The sequence below is a fragment of the Rhizobium alarense genome (assembly GCF_021555155.1).
Lineage (GTDB): Bacteria > Pseudomonadota > Alphaproteobacteria > Rhizobiales > Rhizobiaceae > Rhizobium_D > Rhizobium_D alarense.
The window spans coordinates 1-15,748 of record NZ_JAKGBU010000104.1; the positions used below are offsets into that span (position 1 = coordinate 1).

The 15,748-nt window shown below is 65.8% G+C and carries 17 protein-coding genes; 7 read left to right on the forward strand and 10 right to left on the reverse strand.

The window, feature by feature from the left end; genetic code table 11:
- From LXM94_RS22895 to LXM94_RS22910, 4 genes are all read left to right on the forward strand, one after another.
- Window positions 1–350 (forward strand): hypothetical protein (locus LXM94_RS22895; RefSeq protein ID WP_235773788.1); only part of this gene is annotated, 350 nt, incomplete at its 5' end.
- Window positions 337–1,281, forward strand: a complete 945-nt coding sequence (gene gshB / locus LXM94_RS22900; RefSeq protein WP_235773789.1) for a glutathione synthase — start codon at window positions 337–339, stop codon at window positions 1,279–1,281. The genes LXM94_RS22895 and gshB, both read left to right, overlap by 14 nt.
- A 212-nt stretch (window positions 1,282–1,493) precedes the next feature.
- Window positions 1,494–3,026, forward strand: a complete 1,533-nt coding sequence (locus tag LXM94_RS22905; protein WP_235773790.1) for a YifB family Mg chelatase-like AAA ATPase — start codon at window positions 1,494–1,496, stop codon at window positions 3,024–3,026.
- A 269-nt stretch (window positions 3,027–3,295) separates the two neighbouring features.
- The gene (locus tag LXM94_RS22910; RefSeq protein WP_235773791.1) at window positions 3,296–4,195 is read left to right on the forward strand and encodes a GNAT family N-acetyltransferase; all 900 of its coding nucleotides are present in this window, start codon (window positions 3,296–3,298) and stop codon (window positions 4,193–4,195) included.
- A 110-nt stretch (window positions 4,196–4,305) separates the two neighbouring features.
- On the opposite strand, the gene cysK is transcribed toward LXM94_RS22910, so the two are convergent.
- The 3 genes from cysK to LXM94_RS22925 form a co-directional block, all read right to left on the reverse strand.
- Window positions 4,306–5,274 carry a cysteine synthase A gene (gene cysK, locus LXM94_RS22915; protein WP_235773792.1) on the reverse strand — a complete coding sequence of 323 codons (969 nt, stop codon included), beginning with the start codon at window positions 5,272–5,274 and terminating at the stop codon, window positions 4,306–4,308.
- 174 nt (window positions 5,275–5,448) lie between these two features.
- On the reverse strand, window positions 5,449–5,754 hold the full coding sequence (locus LXM94_RS22920) for an NIPSNAP family protein (RefSeq protein ID WP_235773793.1): 306 nt from the start codon (window positions 5,752–5,754) through the stop codon (window positions 5,449–5,451).
- Window positions 5,751–6,662, reverse strand: a complete 912-nt coding sequence (locus tag LXM94_RS22925; RefSeq protein ID WP_235773794.1) for a DMT family transporter — start codon at window positions 6,660–6,662, stop codon at window positions 5,751–5,753. Before LXM94_RS22925 ends, LXM94_RS22920 begins: the two co-directional genes overlap by 4 nt.
- A 136-nt stretch (window positions 6,663–6,798) precedes the next feature.
- Here LXM94_RS22925 and LXM94_RS22930 point away from each other — a divergent pair, with 136 nt between their 5' ends.
- Window positions 6,799–7,236 (forward strand): Lrp/AsnC family transcriptional regulator, encoded by a 438-nt coding sequence (locus LXM94_RS22930; RefSeq protein ID WP_235773795.1) that lies wholly within the window; start codon window positions 6,799–6,801, stop codon window positions 7,234–7,236.
- Between the two features lie 51 nt (window positions 7,237–7,287).
- Here LXM94_RS22930 and dut read toward each other — a convergent pair whose 3' ends face one another.
- The gene (dut, locus tag LXM94_RS22935; protein ID WP_235773803.1) at window positions 7,288–7,770 is read right to left on the reverse strand and encodes a dUTP diphosphatase; all 483 of its coding nucleotides are present in this window, start codon (window positions 7,768–7,770) and stop codon (window positions 7,288–7,290) included.
- A gap of 82 nt (window positions 7,771–7,852) precedes the next feature.
- Here dut and LXM94_RS22940 point away from each other — a divergent pair, with 82 nt between their 5' ends.
- Complete coding sequence (locus tag LXM94_RS22940; protein WP_235773796.1) at window positions 7,853–9,436, forward strand: peptide chain release factor 3; 1,584 nt, start codon at window positions 7,853–7,855, stop codon at window positions 9,434–9,436.
- 24 nt (window positions 9,437–9,460) lie between these two features.
- Here the strand turns inward: LXM94_RS22940 and LXM94_RS22945 are convergent, their stop codons facing one another.
- The 3 genes from LXM94_RS22945 to LXM94_RS22955 form a co-directional block, all read right to left on the reverse strand.
- Window positions 9,461–10,075: a LysE family translocator gene (locus tag LXM94_RS22945; RefSeq protein ID WP_235773797.1), complete on the reverse strand. Its 615-nt coding sequence runs from the start codon at window positions 10,073–10,075 to the stop codon at window positions 9,461–9,463.
- 74 nt (window positions 10,076–10,149) lie between these two features.
- Window positions 10,150–10,962 (reverse strand): AraC family transcriptional regulator, encoded by an 813-nt coding sequence (locus LXM94_RS22950; RefSeq protein ID WP_235773798.1) that lies wholly within the window; start codon window positions 10,960–10,962, stop codon window positions 10,150–10,152.
- A gap of 3 nt (window positions 10,963–10,965) precedes the next feature.
- Entirely contained in the window at window positions 10,966–11,370 is a 405-nt protein-coding gene (locus LXM94_RS22955) for a GFA family protein (RefSeq protein WP_235773804.1), read from the reverse strand.
- Between the two features lie 305 nt (window positions 11,371–11,675).
- Between LXM94_RS22955 and LXM94_RS22960 the strand changes: the two genes are divergently transcribed.
- Window positions 11,676–12,500 carry a class II glutamine amidotransferase gene (locus LXM94_RS22960; RefSeq protein WP_235773799.1) on the forward strand — a complete coding sequence of 275 codons (825 nt, stop codon included), beginning with the start codon at window positions 11,676–11,678 and terminating at the stop codon, window positions 12,498–12,500.
- Here LXM94_RS22960 and coaBC read toward each other — a convergent pair.
- The 3 genes from coaBC to ubiB all read right to left on the reverse strand — a co-directional run.
- On the reverse strand, window positions 12,493–13,698 hold the full coding sequence (coaBC, locus tag LXM94_RS22965) for a bifunctional phosphopantothenoylcysteine decarboxylase/phosphopantothenate--cysteine ligase CoaBC (protein ID WP_235773800.1): 1,206 nt from the start codon (window positions 13,696–13,698) through the stop codon (window positions 12,493–12,495). The two genes, LXM94_RS22960 and coaBC, sit on opposite strands and share 8 nt — an antisense overlap.
- A 110-nt stretch (window positions 13,699–13,808) precedes the next feature.
- Window positions 13,809–14,042, reverse strand: a complete 234-nt coding sequence (locus LXM94_RS22970; RefSeq protein WP_235773801.1) for a hypothetical protein — start codon at window positions 14,040–14,042, stop codon at window positions 13,809–13,811.
- Window positions 14,043–14,316: 274 nt separating this feature from the next.
- A partial coding sequence (ubiB, locus tag LXM94_RS22975; RefSeq protein WP_235773802.1) for a 2-polyprenylphenol 6-hydroxylase occupies window positions 14,317–15,748 on the reverse strand: 1,432 nt, incomplete at its 5' end.

Here is a 15,748-nt window from a genome sequence, read left to right on the forward strand (position 1 = left end):
ATGGCCTACCGTCTGCGCGACCTGTTGCGCTCCTCGCAGGACCGCGGCGGCCTCGCCGCCTGACCCGGCTGGCCGCGAGGCGAACGTCGTTTCGCTTCGGCCGTCGCGTGCCCTCGCAGGACTGCGAGGGCGACGACGCCACCGGCAACGGCCAGGACAACACCCATGCCGCCGACGCGACGGTCGAGTTTGTCGAGACAGAGCCGTTCCACATCCACTGCCTGCCGAACTGGCGACGAGCCGCGGACGATCGGGCCGCAACGCGAACGCGCCATGGCGGTTGCGTTCGACCGTTCGCCACCCTAAATCTGACGGGCACTTCTCAGGGAACATTCCATGGCAAAGATTAAGAACGTCGCGGTCCAGATGGACCACGTGTCCACCATCAGCATCGCCGGCGACTCGACCTTCGCCATGAGCCTCGAAGCGCAGGCTCGCGGCTACAGGCTCTTCCACTACACGCCCGATCGCCTCAGCCTGCGCGACGGCAAGGTCTATGCCACCGTCGAGGCGATGGAACTGCGCGACGTGAAAGGCGGCCATTTCACGCTTGGCGAGCCGGAACGCATCGATCTCTCGACCATGGACGTCGTTCTGCTGCGCCAGGACCCGCCCTTCGACATGTCCTATATCACGTCGACGCATCTCCTGGAGCGCATCCATCCGAAGACGCTCGTCGTCAATGATCCGGCCTGGGTGCGCAATTCGCCGGAAAAGATCTTCGTCACCGAGTTTGCCGACCTGATGCCGGCGACGCTGATCACCCGCGATCCCGCAGAGATCCGCCGCTTCCGCGATGAAATGGGCGACATGATCCTGAAGCCGCTCTACGGCAATGGCGGCGCCGGCGTGTTTCACTCGACGAAGGACGACCGCAACCTCTCCTCACTGCTGGAAATGTTCGGCCAGATGTTCCGCGAGCCCTTCATCGCCCAGCAATACCTGCCGGATGTGCGCAAGGGCGACAAGCGCATCATTCTGGTCGACGGCGAGCCGGCCGGTGCCATCAACCGCGTGCCGGCCGAGCATGACAGCCGCTCCAACATGCATGTCGGCGGACGCGCCGAACCGACCGAACTGACCGCGCGCGAAAAGGAGATCTGCACGCGCATCGGGCCGGCTTTGCGCGAACGCGGCTTCCTGCTGGTCGGCATCGACGTCATCGGCGACTACATGACCGAGATCAACGTGACCTCGCCGACCGGCATTCGCGAGGTGCAGAAGTTCGGTGGCGCCGACATCGCCGCGCTGCTCTGGGACGCGATCGAACGCAAACGCTGAACGGCGGCCGCTCGGCGGGGCAGGCCCGCGCAGCGCTTTGCCTGTTCTCACGACACAACCCGCATGCAACTCCAGCGGGGAAATTTCGTGATTCTGTTCGATGATTGTTCTTGTTTTATTCTAAATTCCGTGCAAGATTTCGCCTTGCAACCCATGATGGGCTGCGCGGCCGGGGACAGGGCCGCTGTCCAAGCCGGCACCAGGGGGCGGATATGGTCGCGCGTGTCAGTACGGTGGCATTCCAGGGCATTGAGGGCCTTCCTGTCGATGTGCAGGTCATGGTGGCGCCCGGCAAGGTCAACATGCACATCGTCGGTCTGCCGGACAAGGCGGTCGCCGAAAGCCGGGAGCGGGTGCAGGCGGCGCTGCATGCCTCCGGGCTCGCCCTGCCGCATAAGAAGGTCACCGTCAATCTCGCGCCGGCAGACCTGCCCAAGGAAGGCAGCCATTTCGATCTCGCCATCGCGCTCGGCCTGATGGCCGTGCTGGGGGCCATTCCCGGCGACGCGCTCGACGGCTATGTCGTCATCGGCGAGCTCAACCTCGACGGCACGATCGCGGCGATCGCCGGCGCCCTTCCGGCCGCGATCAGTGCCAACGCGCTCGGCAAGGGCCTGATCTGCCCGGCAGACAGCGGCGCGGAAGCGGCCTGGGCGGGTGCCGACATCGACATTCTGGCGCCGCGAAGCCTCATTGCACTTGCAAACCACTTCCGCGGCACGCAGGTGCTTGCACGTCCCGAGCCGGCGATCCGTGCCGCACCCGCCAACCTTCCGGATCTCGCCGATATCAAGGGGCAGGAGAGCGCCAAGCGGGCGCTCGAGGTGACGGCCGCCGGCGGGCACAATCTGCTCATGGTCGGCCCACCCGGTTCGGGCAAGTCGATGCTTGCCGCCAGGCTCCCCTCCATCCTGCCGCCGCTGTCGCCTGCCGAACTGCTCGACGTATCGATGATCCACTCGATCGCCGGACAGCTTGCCGGCGGAAAATTGTCCGACCGGCGTCCCTATCGTGCGCCGCATCACTCTGCGACCATGGCGGCGCTCATCGGCGGCGGCCTCAGAGCGAAGCCGGGCGAGGCCTCGCTCGCCCATCACGGGGTGCTGTTCCTGGACGAGTTTCCGGAATTTACGCCGCAGGCGCTGGATGCCCTGCGCCAGCCTCTCGAAACCGGCGAATGCGTGATTGCCCGGGCCAATCATCGGGTCACCTATCCGGCAGCGATCCAGCTCGTCGCCGCCATGAATCCCTGCCGTTGCGGCATGGCCGGCGAACCCGGGCACAGCTGTGCCCGCGGTCCGCGCTGCATGGCCGACTATCAGGCCCGCATCTCCGGCCCGTTGATGGACCGGATCGACATCCGCATCGATGTTCCGGCCGTGTCGGCAAGTGACCTTATCCGGCCCGTTCCGGCCGAGACGAGCGCGGCGGTCGGCATGCGCGTCGCCCGCGCGCGGCAGATCCAGCGCGACCGTTTCCTGGCGCTCGGCATGCCGCAGCTCAGCACGAATGCGCGCGCCTCGACCGCGCTCATCGAGCGGATCGCCGAGCCGGATGCGGGCGGCCTGCAGCTGTTGCGGGACGCGGCGGAGAAGATGAAGTTCTCGGCCCGCGGATATCACCGGGTGCTGAAGGTGGCACGCACGCTCGCCGACCTCGACGGCAAGGAAACCGTCGGCCGCATCCACCTCGCCGAGGCGATATCCTACCGCATCGCCGGCGAGCGCCTGGCCGTGGCGGCTTGAGTTGCGCCGGCGAATGTGAGAGCGAACTATCGTCGGGTGGGCGAAAGCCGTCGGGATTGGCCGTTTTCGCAGTCGCGCGCATTCGATCCGGAAGCCCGTATGTCCGGGACCGCCAGACGCGCTTGGGTAGAGCTTTCGTTTTCGCCATCTGTCGGTAAGGCGCGGTGGAAAGCGGCCTTTGAGAATGTCCGCTATGCGGACGGAGAGACCTGTGGGGCTTGATGCCGATCGGCGGCCTTGAGGGCCGCCGGACGTTGGGTGGATTCGGTATGAGCCCGGAGATCGTGGAAATCGGCTGGCAGGACGTTGCGTGGCATGCGGTGTTTTTCCGCCATGTATCCGAGGAATTTGACGGCATAGACTTTGCCGGTTGGGCAGAGGCGGGCGGCTGGACGGCGCGGTACACGGTTTTTGCCCTGGTGGAAGGGGGGGCGATCGTCTCGACCGTGGGCGTCAGCCGCATGCAGCTCGTCGTGGGAGCACAGGCCGGCGACGCCTCACCGGCGCGGATCGTCAGGCCGGCGCTGCAACTGGGCGCGGTCGCGACGCGCGCTGACCGCCGGGGGAAGGGGCTTGCCGCCCGTCTCATGTGTCGGGTTCTCGCACTGGCGGACGCGGACGATCTGCCGGTTCTTCTTTTCGCAAATTCCACGGTCACCGGCTTCTACCCGCGGTTCGGTTTTCGACCCGTCAAGCCGTCCCGCGTCTGGGTGAGGGAGGTGCTTTTGCCCGCCGTCGAACGAGGAGCGGGGCTCGATCCGATGTGCGCGGCCGACCGCCTGCGGATCGAGGCCCTGTGCGCCCGCTCGCTCCCGCATCGCGGCGCGCTCTCGGCCATGCCTGATCCGGCAATCCTGCTCTGGTATCTCTGCAACGACGTCGGCCGTGCTTTGTCCGTCGATGGCGGCCGGTCGGTCATCGTCGTGTCAGAGCACAAGCGGATCTTGCGGGTGCATGACTGGGTCGGACAGCTGCCGCCGAACCCGTTGGCCCATCTCGGGGCGGTCATCCACGACAGGGTGGAGCGGATCGAGTTCGGATTTCTGCCGCCGCCGGCCTGGTTCGCCGCCCGGTTGCAGACGGTGCCCGACGAGGATGCCTTCATGTTCTGCCGCGGCGTGCCGCTCGCCGGGGAATCACTGGTGTTTCCAGCGTTTTTGCGCACCTGAAGCCCGTGTCCGCGCGCGGCTTTGGGCTTTCCGCGCTGCCTCCGCCCCGGACATCCGGGGCAGCGTTTGAAGGAGACCGTGAGCCGCCGGTACCGGCGGCCCGGTCGGCGTCAGCCGCCGAGGCCCTCGAAAAGCGCCGTCGACAGGTAGCGTTCGGCGAAGGACGGGATGATCACGACGATCGTCTTGCCCGCGTTCTCCGGCCGGATGCCCACCTTGATGGCGGCCGTCAGCGCCGCGCCCGAGGAGATGCCGACCGGCACGCCCTCGAGGCGTGCGACGAGCCGGGCCTGTTCGAACGCCTCGTCATTGGTGACTGTGACGACCTCGTCATAGACCGTCGTGTCGAGGATGGCGGGCGCGAAACCGGCGCCGATGCCCTGGATCTTGTGCGGACCGGGATTGCCGCCGGAAAGAACCGGACTGTCGGCGGGCTCGACGGCCACGACCTTCAAGCCCGGTTTCCGCGCCTTCAGCACCTGGCCGGCGCCGGTGATCGTGCCGCCCGTGCCGATGCCCGAGACGAGGATATCGACCGCGCCATCCGTGTCGTTCCAGATCTCCTCGGCCGTCGTCTTGCGGTGGATCTCGGGATTGGCGGGGTTTTCGAACTGCTGCGGGATAATCGCATCCGGCAGCGTCGCGGCCAGTTCCTCGGCCTTGGCGATTGCGCCTTTCATGCCCTTCGGACCTTCGGTCAGGACGAGTTCCGCGCCGAAAAGGGCGAGCATCTTGCGCCGCTCGATCGACATGGTCTCCGGCATGGTGAGGATGAGCCGGTAGCCTTTCGCGGCGGCCGCGAAGGCGAGTGCGATGCCTGTGTTGCCGGACGTCGGCTCGATGAGCGTCGTCTTGCCGGGTGAAATCCTGCCCTGCGCTTCGAGGGCTTCGATCATCGCCACGCCGATGCGGTCCTTGACCGAGGCGATCGGGTTGAAGAACTCCAGCTTGGCGAGCAGGTTCGCCTTGACGCCCTTCTCCTTCGCCAGCTTATCGAGCCGGACGATCGGTGTGTCGCCGATCGTCTCCGTGATGGAAGAATAGACGCGGCCGCGGCCGGGCTTGCGGTTCTCAGGCATTGTTCGCTCCCTCGATTGTTCGTTTCGAGGCGAATGTAGGGTCAAACGCGAAGGGAGGCCAGAGTGCGAACGATCATGGATGACCGCCCGCTTGGAAAATTCGCGTGCCGTTCAGGCGCGCGGCAAATCATTATTTCACAGCGCAGCGCAACGACCGGCCGTGCGGGGCAGGAATCAGCCCAGCAGGGGTCGCATGAAGCTTCGTTCGTAGCTCAGGATGCAGCGCGTCTCCTCGGCATAGTCGAATGCCGCCTTGCAATCCGCATCCTGCGCCATCCTCGTCCGGTAGGCCTCGTAGTCGGCGAGGCTCGGAAAGCTGAACAGCGCCAATGCGATGTTGTTGGCGCCTTCGTGCGGCAGGAAATAGCCGTGATGCCGGCCGCCCAGCCGCTCGACCAACGGAATCCAGAGCCGCGCATAGTGCTCGAATTCGGCGAGCTTGTAGGGGTCGATGACGTAGCGGAGATAGCAGGTGATCACGGGGAGATCCTTTCTTCAGTGCGGAGACGGGATGAGAACGGCAGCCGCCAACCGAGCGTCATGCCGGCCGCGGAAAGCAGGATAACGGCCGATCCGAGGATTTGAAGGGGCTGCAGGACATGGCCGAATGCGATGCGGTCGACGACGATCGCCGCCACCGGATAGATGAAGGAGAGCGAACCGGTCAGATGCGTCGGCAGCTTCTGGATGGCGCCGTAGAGCAGGACATACATCAGGCCGGTATGCACGATGCCAAGCGTCGCGAGGCTGCCCCAGGCAATCGATCCGTCAGGCAGGGCGGAAAAATCCGCAAAAGGCGCGAGCATCGCGGCGCCGGTCGAAACCTGGATCAGCGCGATCAGGTGCGGCGGCATGCCCTTCAGGCCCTTGGCGGCGATCGCGGCCAGGGCATAGAAGAAGGCGGCGCCGAGCGCCAGCAGGATCCCAAGCGCGTAGTCGCCGCCGGGACCGCCGAGCGCCGGCTTTCCCTTGACGATCGCGACCATGCCGGCAAAGGAAAGCAGCAGCCAGAAGAGCTTCGCCCCGGTGATCCTTTCGCGGAAGACAATCGCTCCGAGGAGAAGCAGCATGAAAGGCTGGGTATTGTAGACGGTCGTTGCAACCGAGATCGTCGCCATCGGATAGGCGGCAAAGAGCAGCAGCCAGTTGATGACGATCGCGACGCCGCCGAGCATGGCGATCGCGACACGCCGTGCCGGCAGGAATTCGCGCTTCAGCATTCCCATGGAGAAGCAGACGGCCGCGAGGACAGCGGCACCGATTGCACAACGCCAGAACACGATGTCGGCAACCGGTTTTCCGGACATCGTCACGAACCAGCCGATCGTTCCGGAGATCGCCATTGCGGCAGCCATTTCGATGATGCCGCGTCTGCGTGAATTTTCCATGATCGTGTCTCCGCTTCAAAAGTCTGTACGGAGTGTAGAAGTCGTGAAAGCCAGATGATATGCTGATTGGAAGGCAATTTCACAGAATGGCCTAATTATCATGAAGTCTAAGGCTGATTTTTCCTAAGAGGTTCAGATGTTGGACGAAACGGATTCGCGCCTGCTCGCCTTGCTTTCGGACGATGCCCGCCTGTCGCTGAAGGAGCTCTCGGCGGCGGTGGGGCTCTCGTCGCCAAGCACGGCGGAGCGCCTGCGCAAGCTCGAGGAACGCGGCGTGATCGATGGTTTCACCGTCGCGGTCAACCCGGCCGTTCTCGGTTATGCGCTGCAGGCGATCGTGCGCATCCGACCCCTGCCCGGCCAGTTGCATATCGTCGAGCGCCTGATCCAGGCGATGCCGCAATGCGTGGAGTGCGACAAGGTGACGGGTGACGACTGTTTCATCGCCCGTCTTTGCCTGCGTTCGATGGAGGAGCTGGACGCGCTGCTCGACAGGATAGCCGAGCGCGCGCAGACGAACACGTCCCTCATCAAGGCAACGCCGGTCAAGCGGCGCTTGCCACCCCTCGCCTGACGAGGCGAGGCGGCAGGACATGGCGAGATATTGCCGATTGTCCGGAAACGCTCACTTCACGCCGGTCGAGCCGAAACCACCGCTGCCGCGGCTGGTTTCGCCTGCGGACGCGGTTTCCCGCACCGCGGCCTGGACGGCGGGTGCGATCACCATCTGCGCAATGCGCATGCCGCGCTCGATCAGGAAGTCGCCTTCGCTGAGATTGATAAGCAGCACCTTCACCTCGCCGCGATAGTCGCTGTCGATCGTGCCAGGTGCGTTGAGGCAGGTGATGCCGTGCTTGAAGGCAAGTCCCGAGCGTGGGCGAATCTGCCCCTCGTAGCCACGCGGGATCTCGAAGATGAAGCCGGTCGGCACCAGCATCCGCTTGAGCGGCCGCAGAACGAGCTGTTCGCCGTCCCCGACCGCGGCGCGCAGGTCCATGCCGGCGGCACCCTCGCTCTCGTAGGCAGGCAGGTCGAGGCCTTCGCCATGCGGCAGACGGACAAGGTTGAGGAGCGGCGCGTATGTCGGTTGCGTGTCCATGGCGTTCATAAGCCGCCCGCTGCCCGCCACGTCAATTGCATCTTCCAAGCGGAGCCTGTAAAGACGCCGCAACTCACAGGAAATTGGACATATGGCTGAAAGTCTCGCCGAAGCGGTATCCCGCCGCCGCACCTTTGCGATCATCGCCCATCCGGATGCGGGCAAGACGACGCTCACCGAAAAGCTGCTGCTTTTCGGCGGTGCCATCCAGCTCGCCGGCGAAGTCAAGGCGAAGAAGGACCGCATCCAGACCCGGTCGGACTGGATGAAGATCGAACGCGAGCGCGGCATCTCGGTCGTCACCTCCGTGATGACCTTCGAATACGACGGCAATGTCTTCAACATTCTCGACACGCCCGGCCACGAGGACTTCGCCGACGACACCTACCGCACGCTGACGGCGGTCGATGCGGCCGTCATGGTCATCGATGCGGCGAAGGGCATCGAGCCGCGCACGCTGAAGCTCTTCGAAGTCTGCCGCATGCGCGACATCCCGATCATCACCTTCGTCAACAAAATGGACCGCGAGAGCCGCGACCCCTTCGAGATCCTCGACGAGGTGGAGGAGAAGCTGGCCCTCGACACGGCGCCTGTCACCTGGCCGATCGGCCGGTCGAAGACGTTCTGCGGCTCCTACAATCTCGCCGACGATACGGTGCGCGGCTCCGACACCGAAGTGGAGCCGGCGAAGGTCGACGGCCCCCGGGCCATCGCCGGCCGGTTGCCGGAAAATGAGCGCCAGGCCTTCATCGACGAGACGGAACTGGCGATCGAGGCCTGTCGCCCCTTTGACAGAAAAGCCTTCCTCGAAGGGCACATGACGCCGGTCTTCTTCGGCTCGGCGCTGCGCAATTTCGGCGTCCGCGATCTCATCAACGCGCTCGGCGCCTTTGCGCCGCCGCCGCGCGACCAGGTTGCCGACATCCGTACGGTCCATGCCAGTGAAGACCGCATGACGGCCTTCGTTTTCAAGATCCAGGCGAACATGGATCCGAACCATCGCGACCGCATCGCCTTCGCGCGCATCTGCTCGGGCAGGCTGGAGCGTGGCATGAAGGCGCGGCTGTCGCGCACCGGCAAGCAGCTCGGCCTCACCGCGCCGCAGTTTTTCTTCGCCTCGCAGCGCCAACTGGCCGACACTGCCTTTGCAGGCGATGTGGTCGGCATCCCCAATCACGGTACGCTGCGCATCGGCGACACGCTGACCGAGGGCGAGCCGCTCGTCTTCCAGGGCGTTCCCAACTTCTCGCCGGAAATCCTCCGCCGCGTGCGGCTCGAGGATGCCATGAAGGCGAAGAAGCTCAAGGAGGCGTTGCAGCAGATGGCGGAGGAGGGCGTCGTCCAGCTGTTCTCGCCGGAGGATGGTTCGCCCGCCATCGTCGGCGTCGTCGGCGCGCTGCAGCTCGACGTCCTGAAGGAGCGGCTGCAGGCGGAATACGGCCTGCCGGTGTCCTTCGAAATGTCGCGCTTCTCCGTGTGCCGCTGGATCTCCGCGGACAATCCGCTGGATCTCGACAAGTTCGTGACCGCGCGCCGGGGCGACATCGCCCGCGATCTTGATGGCGATCCGGTTTTCCTGGCGCAGGATGGGTTCTCGCTACGCTACGAGGCAGAACGTTATCCCGCCATCAAGATGGCCGCGATCAAGGAGTATCACGTCGCGAAGGCGGCGTGATACCAGTCCGGCCGCAGACGAGGGTCACCGTTCGGCAAGGGCGAGCCGCAAACCGAGCAGCGCGAAGGCGCCGGCAAAGCCGCGTCGCATCCAGCCAAGCACCGCCGGTCGCGCGATGACATAGCGTCGCGCCGAGGCCGCGAAGACGCCGTAGCCGAGAAAGGCGACGAAGGTCAGCGCCATGAAGATGGCGCCGAGTGCGACCATGAGGCGCGTCGGATGCGGCTCTCCCGCCGGAATGAACTGCGGCAGGAAGGCGAGGAAGAACAGCGAGAGTTTCGGGTTCAGGATGTTGAGCAGGAAGCCGTTGACCGCGACCTGCACCATCGAGCGGCCGGTCGTCTCGCTGTCGTTCACGTCCAGCCCGCCCTTCTGGCGCAGCACCGCCCAGGCCATGTAGAAGAGATAGGCGACACCCGCAGATTTGAGGAACTGGAAGGCGGTCGCGCTTGCATGCAGCAGCGCCGCGAGCCCGACGACGCTCATCGCGATATGCGGCACGATGCCGATCGTGCAGCCGAAAGCGGCGAAGACGCTTGCCCGGTAGCCGCGGGAGAGGCCGAGGGCGAGCGTGTAGAGAACGCCGGTCCCGGGCAGCAGGATGACGATGATCGATGTGGCGAGGAATTCGGCGGTCATGGGCGTCTCCGGGTGATTTGCATGCCGGAGACTGACCCGGAGCCGCCGTCGGGTCTTGTACGGAATTGCAGCGATCAGGCGAAGGCTTTGCGATAGGACCCCGGAGAGACGCCGTAGCGGGCAACGAAATGCCGGGTGAGATGGCTCTGGTCGGTAAAACCCGCATCGATTGCGGCGGCGGCGAGCGGCGTGCCGCGCGCAATGAGATGCCGGGCGCGGTCGAGCCGGCGCTGCAGCAAATAGGCGTGCGGCGTCAGGCCGGTGGCTTCGGCGAAGACCCGCAGGAACTGGAAACGGCTGAGGCCGGCCTCGGACGCGAGCGCCGCGAGTGTGACCAGCACTTCCGGCCTGTCGTCGATGCGGGCGCGGGCATGGCGGACGGCTGACGGTACGCCATTTGGCCCGGTGGTCGGGCTTCGGCCGGGTGCCAGGAGATCGGCGAGAAGGGCAAGCAGTTTCTCCTCGCCGGCAAGCGTGGTGGGGAGGGGGGCCGTCGCTTCGGCAAAAAGAGCCGCGAAGCGCTGCGCGACACGGGGTGCCCGCAGGACGGGTGCCGTCAGTTCGAAGCTCCCGACAGGCCGCCCGTCGATCCCCGAGAGCACGTCCGCGAGCGCGTCGGGCCTGAAGTAGAGCATGGTCCAGCGTCGGCCCGCGTCGCCGATCGGCGCACCGTCGTGCACCTCTCCCGGATTGACGGTGATGATGTCGCCCGCGAAGGCTTCGACCGTGCCTCTGCCGCTCAGCGAGCGTTGTGCTCCGGCGCGCACGAGACCGATGCCATAGGTATCGTGCGTGTGGCGCGGAAAGCGATGCCGGCTTTCGGCAGTCACCGCTTCGACGCCTGGAAGGGCGCAGCGCAGCATCCGGAAATCGCCCCTCCGGCCCATCTCTCAATCCTCGGCCATGCCCGGAAGCACCGCCGTCTCGCCGAACCAGTCGGTCGCGGAGCGGCACCAGATCTGGCTGCGCGGGCGCAGTTTCCGCCGCTGGTCGATGCTGCCCCAGCGGATGCCCCAGGTCTCGGCATCCTCCTCCGTGCCGGTGGTGAAGAGCGGCGAACCGCAGCGCGGACAAAAATACTGGAGCCGCGTCCGCCCGTTGTCGCCGACCTTGAGGTAGAGATTGGGCGCATTCCCGGTCAGCCGCAGCCGGTCGCGATGCGTCGGCGCCGTCACCCGGTAGGGCGAGCCCGTGAGCCTCTGGCAATCGGTGCAATGGCAGATCGAGACCTCGCCTGGATCGATCTCGACCTCGTAGGTCACAAAACCGCAATGGCACCGACCTGTAATCGCCATCATATCGCCAGATGTCATTCGGTTCTCGATTCCTGGTTGGGCGCCGGATCCGGCTTTCGGGGTCAGGCTGTCACCGGTTCTGCGCGATGTCCAGTGCACCGATACCTGCTCCGCTGCGGTCGCGATCCTGTTCCCGGAGATACCGAAAGCTACGGCAAGGCGGTGTAGCGTGCTCCGGTCGCGGATCGTTTACGTTCGTTAACGCATTGTTACCCATTTTCCGAGAAAGTTTCGGTAGCTAGGGTGAAGTGCTTCGGTCAACCAGAGAGGCGTTTGCGGACGCCAGCAGTGAAAGGTATCGCCTGATGTGCCGCTGGGCAGCCTATCGCGGAGAGCCGCTCTTCCTGGAGGAGCTCGTCACGTCGCCGGCACATTCGCTGATCGAACAGTCCCATTGCGCGACCCGCGCGAAGACCGCGACCAATGGCGACGGTTTCGGTATCGCCTGGTACGGTGATCGGCCGGAGCCCGGCCGGTATCGCGACATCCTGCCCGCCTGGTCGGATTGCAACCTGAAGAGCATCGCCCGGCAGATCCGCTCGCCGCTGTTCCTCGCCCATGTCCGCGCCGCGACCGGCGGCGGCACGCGCCGGGACAACTGCCATCCCTTCGTGCACGGCACCTGGTCCTTCATGCACAACGGCCAGATCGCCGATTTCGAGCATCTGCGCCGGCCGCTGGAGACGATGCTCGACAACGATCTCTACGGCGCACGCACGGGTTCGACCGATTCCGAGCTGATGTTCCTGCTTGCGCTGCAATTCGGTCTCGAGCGCGATCCGCTCGGCGCCGTGGCGGAAATGATCGCCTTTATCGAGCGGCTGGCGGACCATCTCGATCGAACGGTGCTCGTGCGCTTCACGGCCGCCTTCTCGAACGGCCGCACGCTCTATGCCATCCGCTATGCGACCGATCTGCGGGCGCCGACGCTCTATGCAGCCCCCATGGGGCAGGCTGGCGGCTATTGCCTTGTGTCGGAGCCGCTGAACGACGACACGGAGGCCTGGGTCGAAATTCCCGACGGCAGCGCCGTGGTTCTCGGCGAGAACGGCGTCGACGTCGAGATCTTCTCACCGGCGGGGCGGCCGGCCGCGACGGTCGAGCGGCAGGCTGCCTCGGCTCTCAAGTAAGCCGCGCCGCGAAGAGTGCGGCGAGGCGCTCCGCGACCTCCGTCTTGCCGAGCTCCGGCCATTCCTCGATGCCGTCGCGCGTGATGATCTTCACCCGGTTGCGCGTGCCGCCCATGATGCCGGTTTCCGGCGAGACGTCGTTGGCGACGATGAGATCGGCGCCCTTGCGCTCCAGCTTCGCCCGCCCGTTCGCTTCGACGTCGTCCGTTTCGGCCGCAAAACCGACGATGAGGGCGGGGCGCTCCGCATGATGGCCGACGATGCTGAGGATGTCCGGATTCTCGGTCAGCGCCAGGGCGGGCGGGCTGCCGCCCGGCGCCTTCTTGATCTTGCTCGCCTGCGCGGTCTCGACGCGCCAGTCGGCAACGGCGGCGACCATCACGGCGATGTCGGCGGGCAGTGCGCCCGTCACCGCCTGCAGCATTTCCTCAGCACGCTCCACATGGATCGTCGTCACGCCCTGCGGGTCGGGAATGGTGACCGGGCCCGAGACGAGCGTCACCTCCGCGCCGCGCCGCGCCAGGGCGGCGGCAATCGCATGGCCCTGCCTGCCGGACGAGCGGTTCGCGATGTAGCGGACGGGATCAATCGGCTCATGCGTCGGCCCCGAGGTCACGATGGCCTTGCGGCCGGCGAGCGGCTTGGGCCCGTCGTCGAACAGGTCGTCCAGCGCGGCGACGATCTGCAGCGGTTCGGCCATGCGCCCGAGACCGTTCTCGCCGCCTTCCGCCATCTCGCCGCTGTTCGGCCCGACGAAGAGCACGCCGTCGGCGCGGAGTCGGTCGGCGTTGCGCTGCGTTGCCGGGTGCGCCCACATGGCGGGGTTCATCGCGGGGGCGATCAGGATCGGCCGTCGCGTCGCGAGCAGCACGGTGGAGGCGAGGTCGTCGGCATGGCCGCCGGCCATCTTTGCCATCAGGTCGGCGGTCGCCGGTGCGACCACCGCCGCGTCGCAGTCGCGCGCGAGGCGGATGTGGCCGACGTCCTGCTCGTCCTCGCGGGAGAAGAGCTCGGCATAGACGTGGCTTGCTGCCAGTGCGCCGACGGCGAGCGGCGTCACGAACTGCTGCGCGCCGGCGGTCATGACCGGAATGACCGTTGCGCCGCGCTCCTGCAGCCGGCGGATGAGGTCGAGGCTCTTGTAGGCCGCGATGCCGCCGCTGATGACGAGAAGGATGCGTTTTGCGTCGACGGCCATCAGCCACTCCCCGGGGCGAAACGAGAGACAAGCCCATCCCTCGAGGAGATGGCTTGTCTCGTCCTATCGCCTCCGCGGCGGAAATTAAAGAGCAGCTGGTCCGTCCCGCCTCAGCGGCAGACCTTCACCCGCTTGATGACGAGGTTGCCGTAGTAGTCGTAGGTGCGGACCTTCTTCCACCAGCAGCGCACGGGATGACCGTAGTAATGTCCGGCCTGGATCACATCCGTGCTGACCGCGGCGGGTTGCTGGATGCGGAATGCCGGGGCGCCTGAAGCCGGCGTCGTCATGAAGCCAAGGCCTGAAAGGGCGATCAGGGCGGCGAAAGCTGGGAACCTGCGCATCGTGTCCTCCTGTTCCGGATTTTCCGGTATGCGATGACTCCACGGGCAGGCTTTGGGGAAAATTCTAAATTAGCACAAATAAATCCAGGCGCGGCCCCGAGACGGAGGAGGGTCAACCTTCGTCGGGAACGTCAGCACATGACCGCAGGCCTTGCAGCGCACGGCGCCGGCAGCACGACGTCGCCGAACCCGGCGGTGGTAATGGTCGCGACGGTGAAATAGAGCCCGTGCAACTGCTGCCGCAGCCGCCCGAAGGGCGACCGAGGCGCACAGGTCACGTCACATGCCAGGCGATGTAGACGAGCGTGGCGGCGATCAGCCAGAGGGCAAGACGGCCTGAACGCGTGTGGCGCGCCTCCGACTTTCCGATGGCCTCTGCCGTCTCGGCGTCGAAGCGAAGGCCTTTGTCGGCCATCGTCGAGAGATCAAGCGACAGTTTCTCGGCCTTGGCGGCGATCTCCGGCGCGGCCTCGGCGAGGCGCAATGCGGCATGCGCGCCTTCTCGCAGATCGGAGACAAGACGCTTCGGCCCGAGATTGTCGCGAATCCAGCCACCGACGACCGGTTCCGCCGCCTTCCACATGTTGAATTTCGGATTGAGGGTGCGGGCCACGCCCTCGACCACGACCATCGTCTTCTGCAGCATGACGAGCTCCGGCCGCGTCTCCATGTCGAAGAGTTCGGTCACCTCGAAGAGCAGGGTCAAGAGCTTCGCCATGGAGATGGTCTCTGCCGGCTGGCCATGGATCGGCTCGCCGATCGCGCGGATCGCCTGGGCGAAGCTTGCGACGTCGTGGTGGGAGGGTACGTAGCCGGCTTCGAAATGCACGCTTGCGACGCGGGCGTAGTCCCGCGTGATGAATCCGAAGAGGATTTCCGCGAGGAAACGCCGCTCCTTCCTGCCGAGCCGCCCGACGATGCCAAAGTCGACGGCGACGATGTTGCCTCCGGCGTCGACGAAGAGATTGCCCTGGTGCATGTCGGCATGAAAGAAACCGTCGCGCAGCGTGTGGCGCAGGAAGGACTGGATCAGCGTGTCCGCGATATGGTCGAGGTCATGCCCTGCCACACGGAGGCCGTCGACGTCGGAGAGCTTTACTCCGTCGATCCATTCCATGGTGACGACGTCGCGACCGGTTCGCTGCCAGTCGACGCTCGGCACGCGAAATCCCGGATCCGCGGCGGTATTCTCTCCCAGTTCCGAAAGGGCGGCCGCTTCCAGGCGGAGGTCCATTTCCACCTTCGTCGTCTGCTCCAGCGTGCGTGTCACCTCGACGGGCCGCAGACGTCGCGTATAGGGCAGCAGCCGCTCCTGCAGCCGGGCGGCGGCATACATCGCCTCCAGGTCGCGGGAAAAGCGCTGGCGGACGCCGGGGCGGATTACCTTGACGGCGACCTTCTTTTCCTCCGACCCGTCCCGGATGAAGGCGGGATGGACCTGTGCGATGGAAGCGGCGGCGATCGGCTCTTCGAAACGGAGGAACAGGTCGTCGAGTGGCCGCCCGAGCGAGGACTCGATGGTGGCGACGGCGGCCAGCCGCGGAAAGGTCGCCATGCGGTCCTGCAGCACAGCCAGGTCTTCGGAGAAGGCGGTGCCGACGACGTCGGGCCGCGTCGCGAGGAACTGGCCCATCTTGACGTAGGACGGGCCGAGCCGCTCGATCGCCCGCGCCAGCCGTTCGCTGCGCACCTCGCGGGGCCGCCGC

What these genes read in the sequence shown, in the direction of transcription:
- LXM94_RS22930 (WP_235773795.1), top strand. Translation starts at nt 6,799, where the DNA reads ATGTTGGACGAAACGGATTCGCGCCTGCTCGCCTTGCTTTCGGACGAT.
- coaBC (WP_235773800.1), bottom strand. Translation starts at nt 13,698, where the DNA reads ATGGCCGTCGACGCAAAACGCATCCTTCTCGTCATCAGCGGCGGCATC.
- LXM94_RS22950 (WP_235773798.1), bottom strand. Translation starts at nt 10,962, where the DNA reads ATGGGCCGGAGGGGCGATTTCCGGATGCTGCGCTGCGCCCTTCCAGGC.
- LXM94_RS22960 (WP_235773799.1), top strand. Translation starts at nt 11,676, where the DNA reads ATGTGCCGCTGGGCAGCCTATCGCGGAGAGCCGCTCTTCCTGGAGGAG.
- LXM94_RS22955 (WP_235773804.1), bottom strand. Translation starts at nt 11,370, where the DNA reads ATGGCGATTACAGGTCGGTGCCATTGCGGTTTTGTGACCTACGAGGTC.
- dut (WP_235773803.1), bottom strand. Translation starts at nt 7,770, where the DNA reads ATGAACGCCATGGACACGCAACCGACATACGCGCCGCTCCTCAACCTT.
- LXM94_RS22940 (WP_235773796.1), top strand. Translation starts at nt 7,853, where the DNA reads ATGGCTGAAAGTCTCGCCGAAGCGGTATCCCGCCGCCGCACCTTTGCG.
- LXM94_RS22905 (WP_235773790.1), top strand. Translation starts at nt 1,494, where the DNA reads ATGGTCGCGCGTGTCAGTACGGTGGCATTCCAGGGCATTGAGGGCCTT.
- LXM94_RS22925 (WP_235773794.1), bottom strand. Translation starts at nt 6,662, where the DNA reads ATGGAAAATTCACGCAGACGCGGCATCATCGAAATGGCTGCCGCAATG.
- gshB (WP_235773789.1), top strand. Translation starts at nt 337, where the DNA reads ATGGCAAAGATTAAGAACGTCGCGGTCCAGATGGACCACGTGTCCACC.
- LXM94_RS22970 (WP_235773801.1), bottom strand. Translation starts at nt 14,042, where the DNA reads ATGCGCAGGTTCCCAGCTTTCGCCGCCCTGATCGCCCTTTCAGGCCTT.
- cysK (WP_235773792.1), bottom strand. Translation starts at nt 5,274, where the DNA reads ATGCCTGAGAACCGCAAGCCCGGCCGCGGCCGCGTCTATTCTTCCATC.
- LXM94_RS22945 (WP_235773797.1), bottom strand. Translation starts at nt 10,075, where the DNA reads ATGACCGCCGAATTCCTCGCCACATCGATCATCGTCATCCTGCTGCCC.
- LXM94_RS22910 (WP_235773791.1), top strand. Translation starts at nt 3,296, where the DNA reads ATGAGCCCGGAGATCGTGGAAATCGGCTGGCAGGACGTTGCGTGGCAT.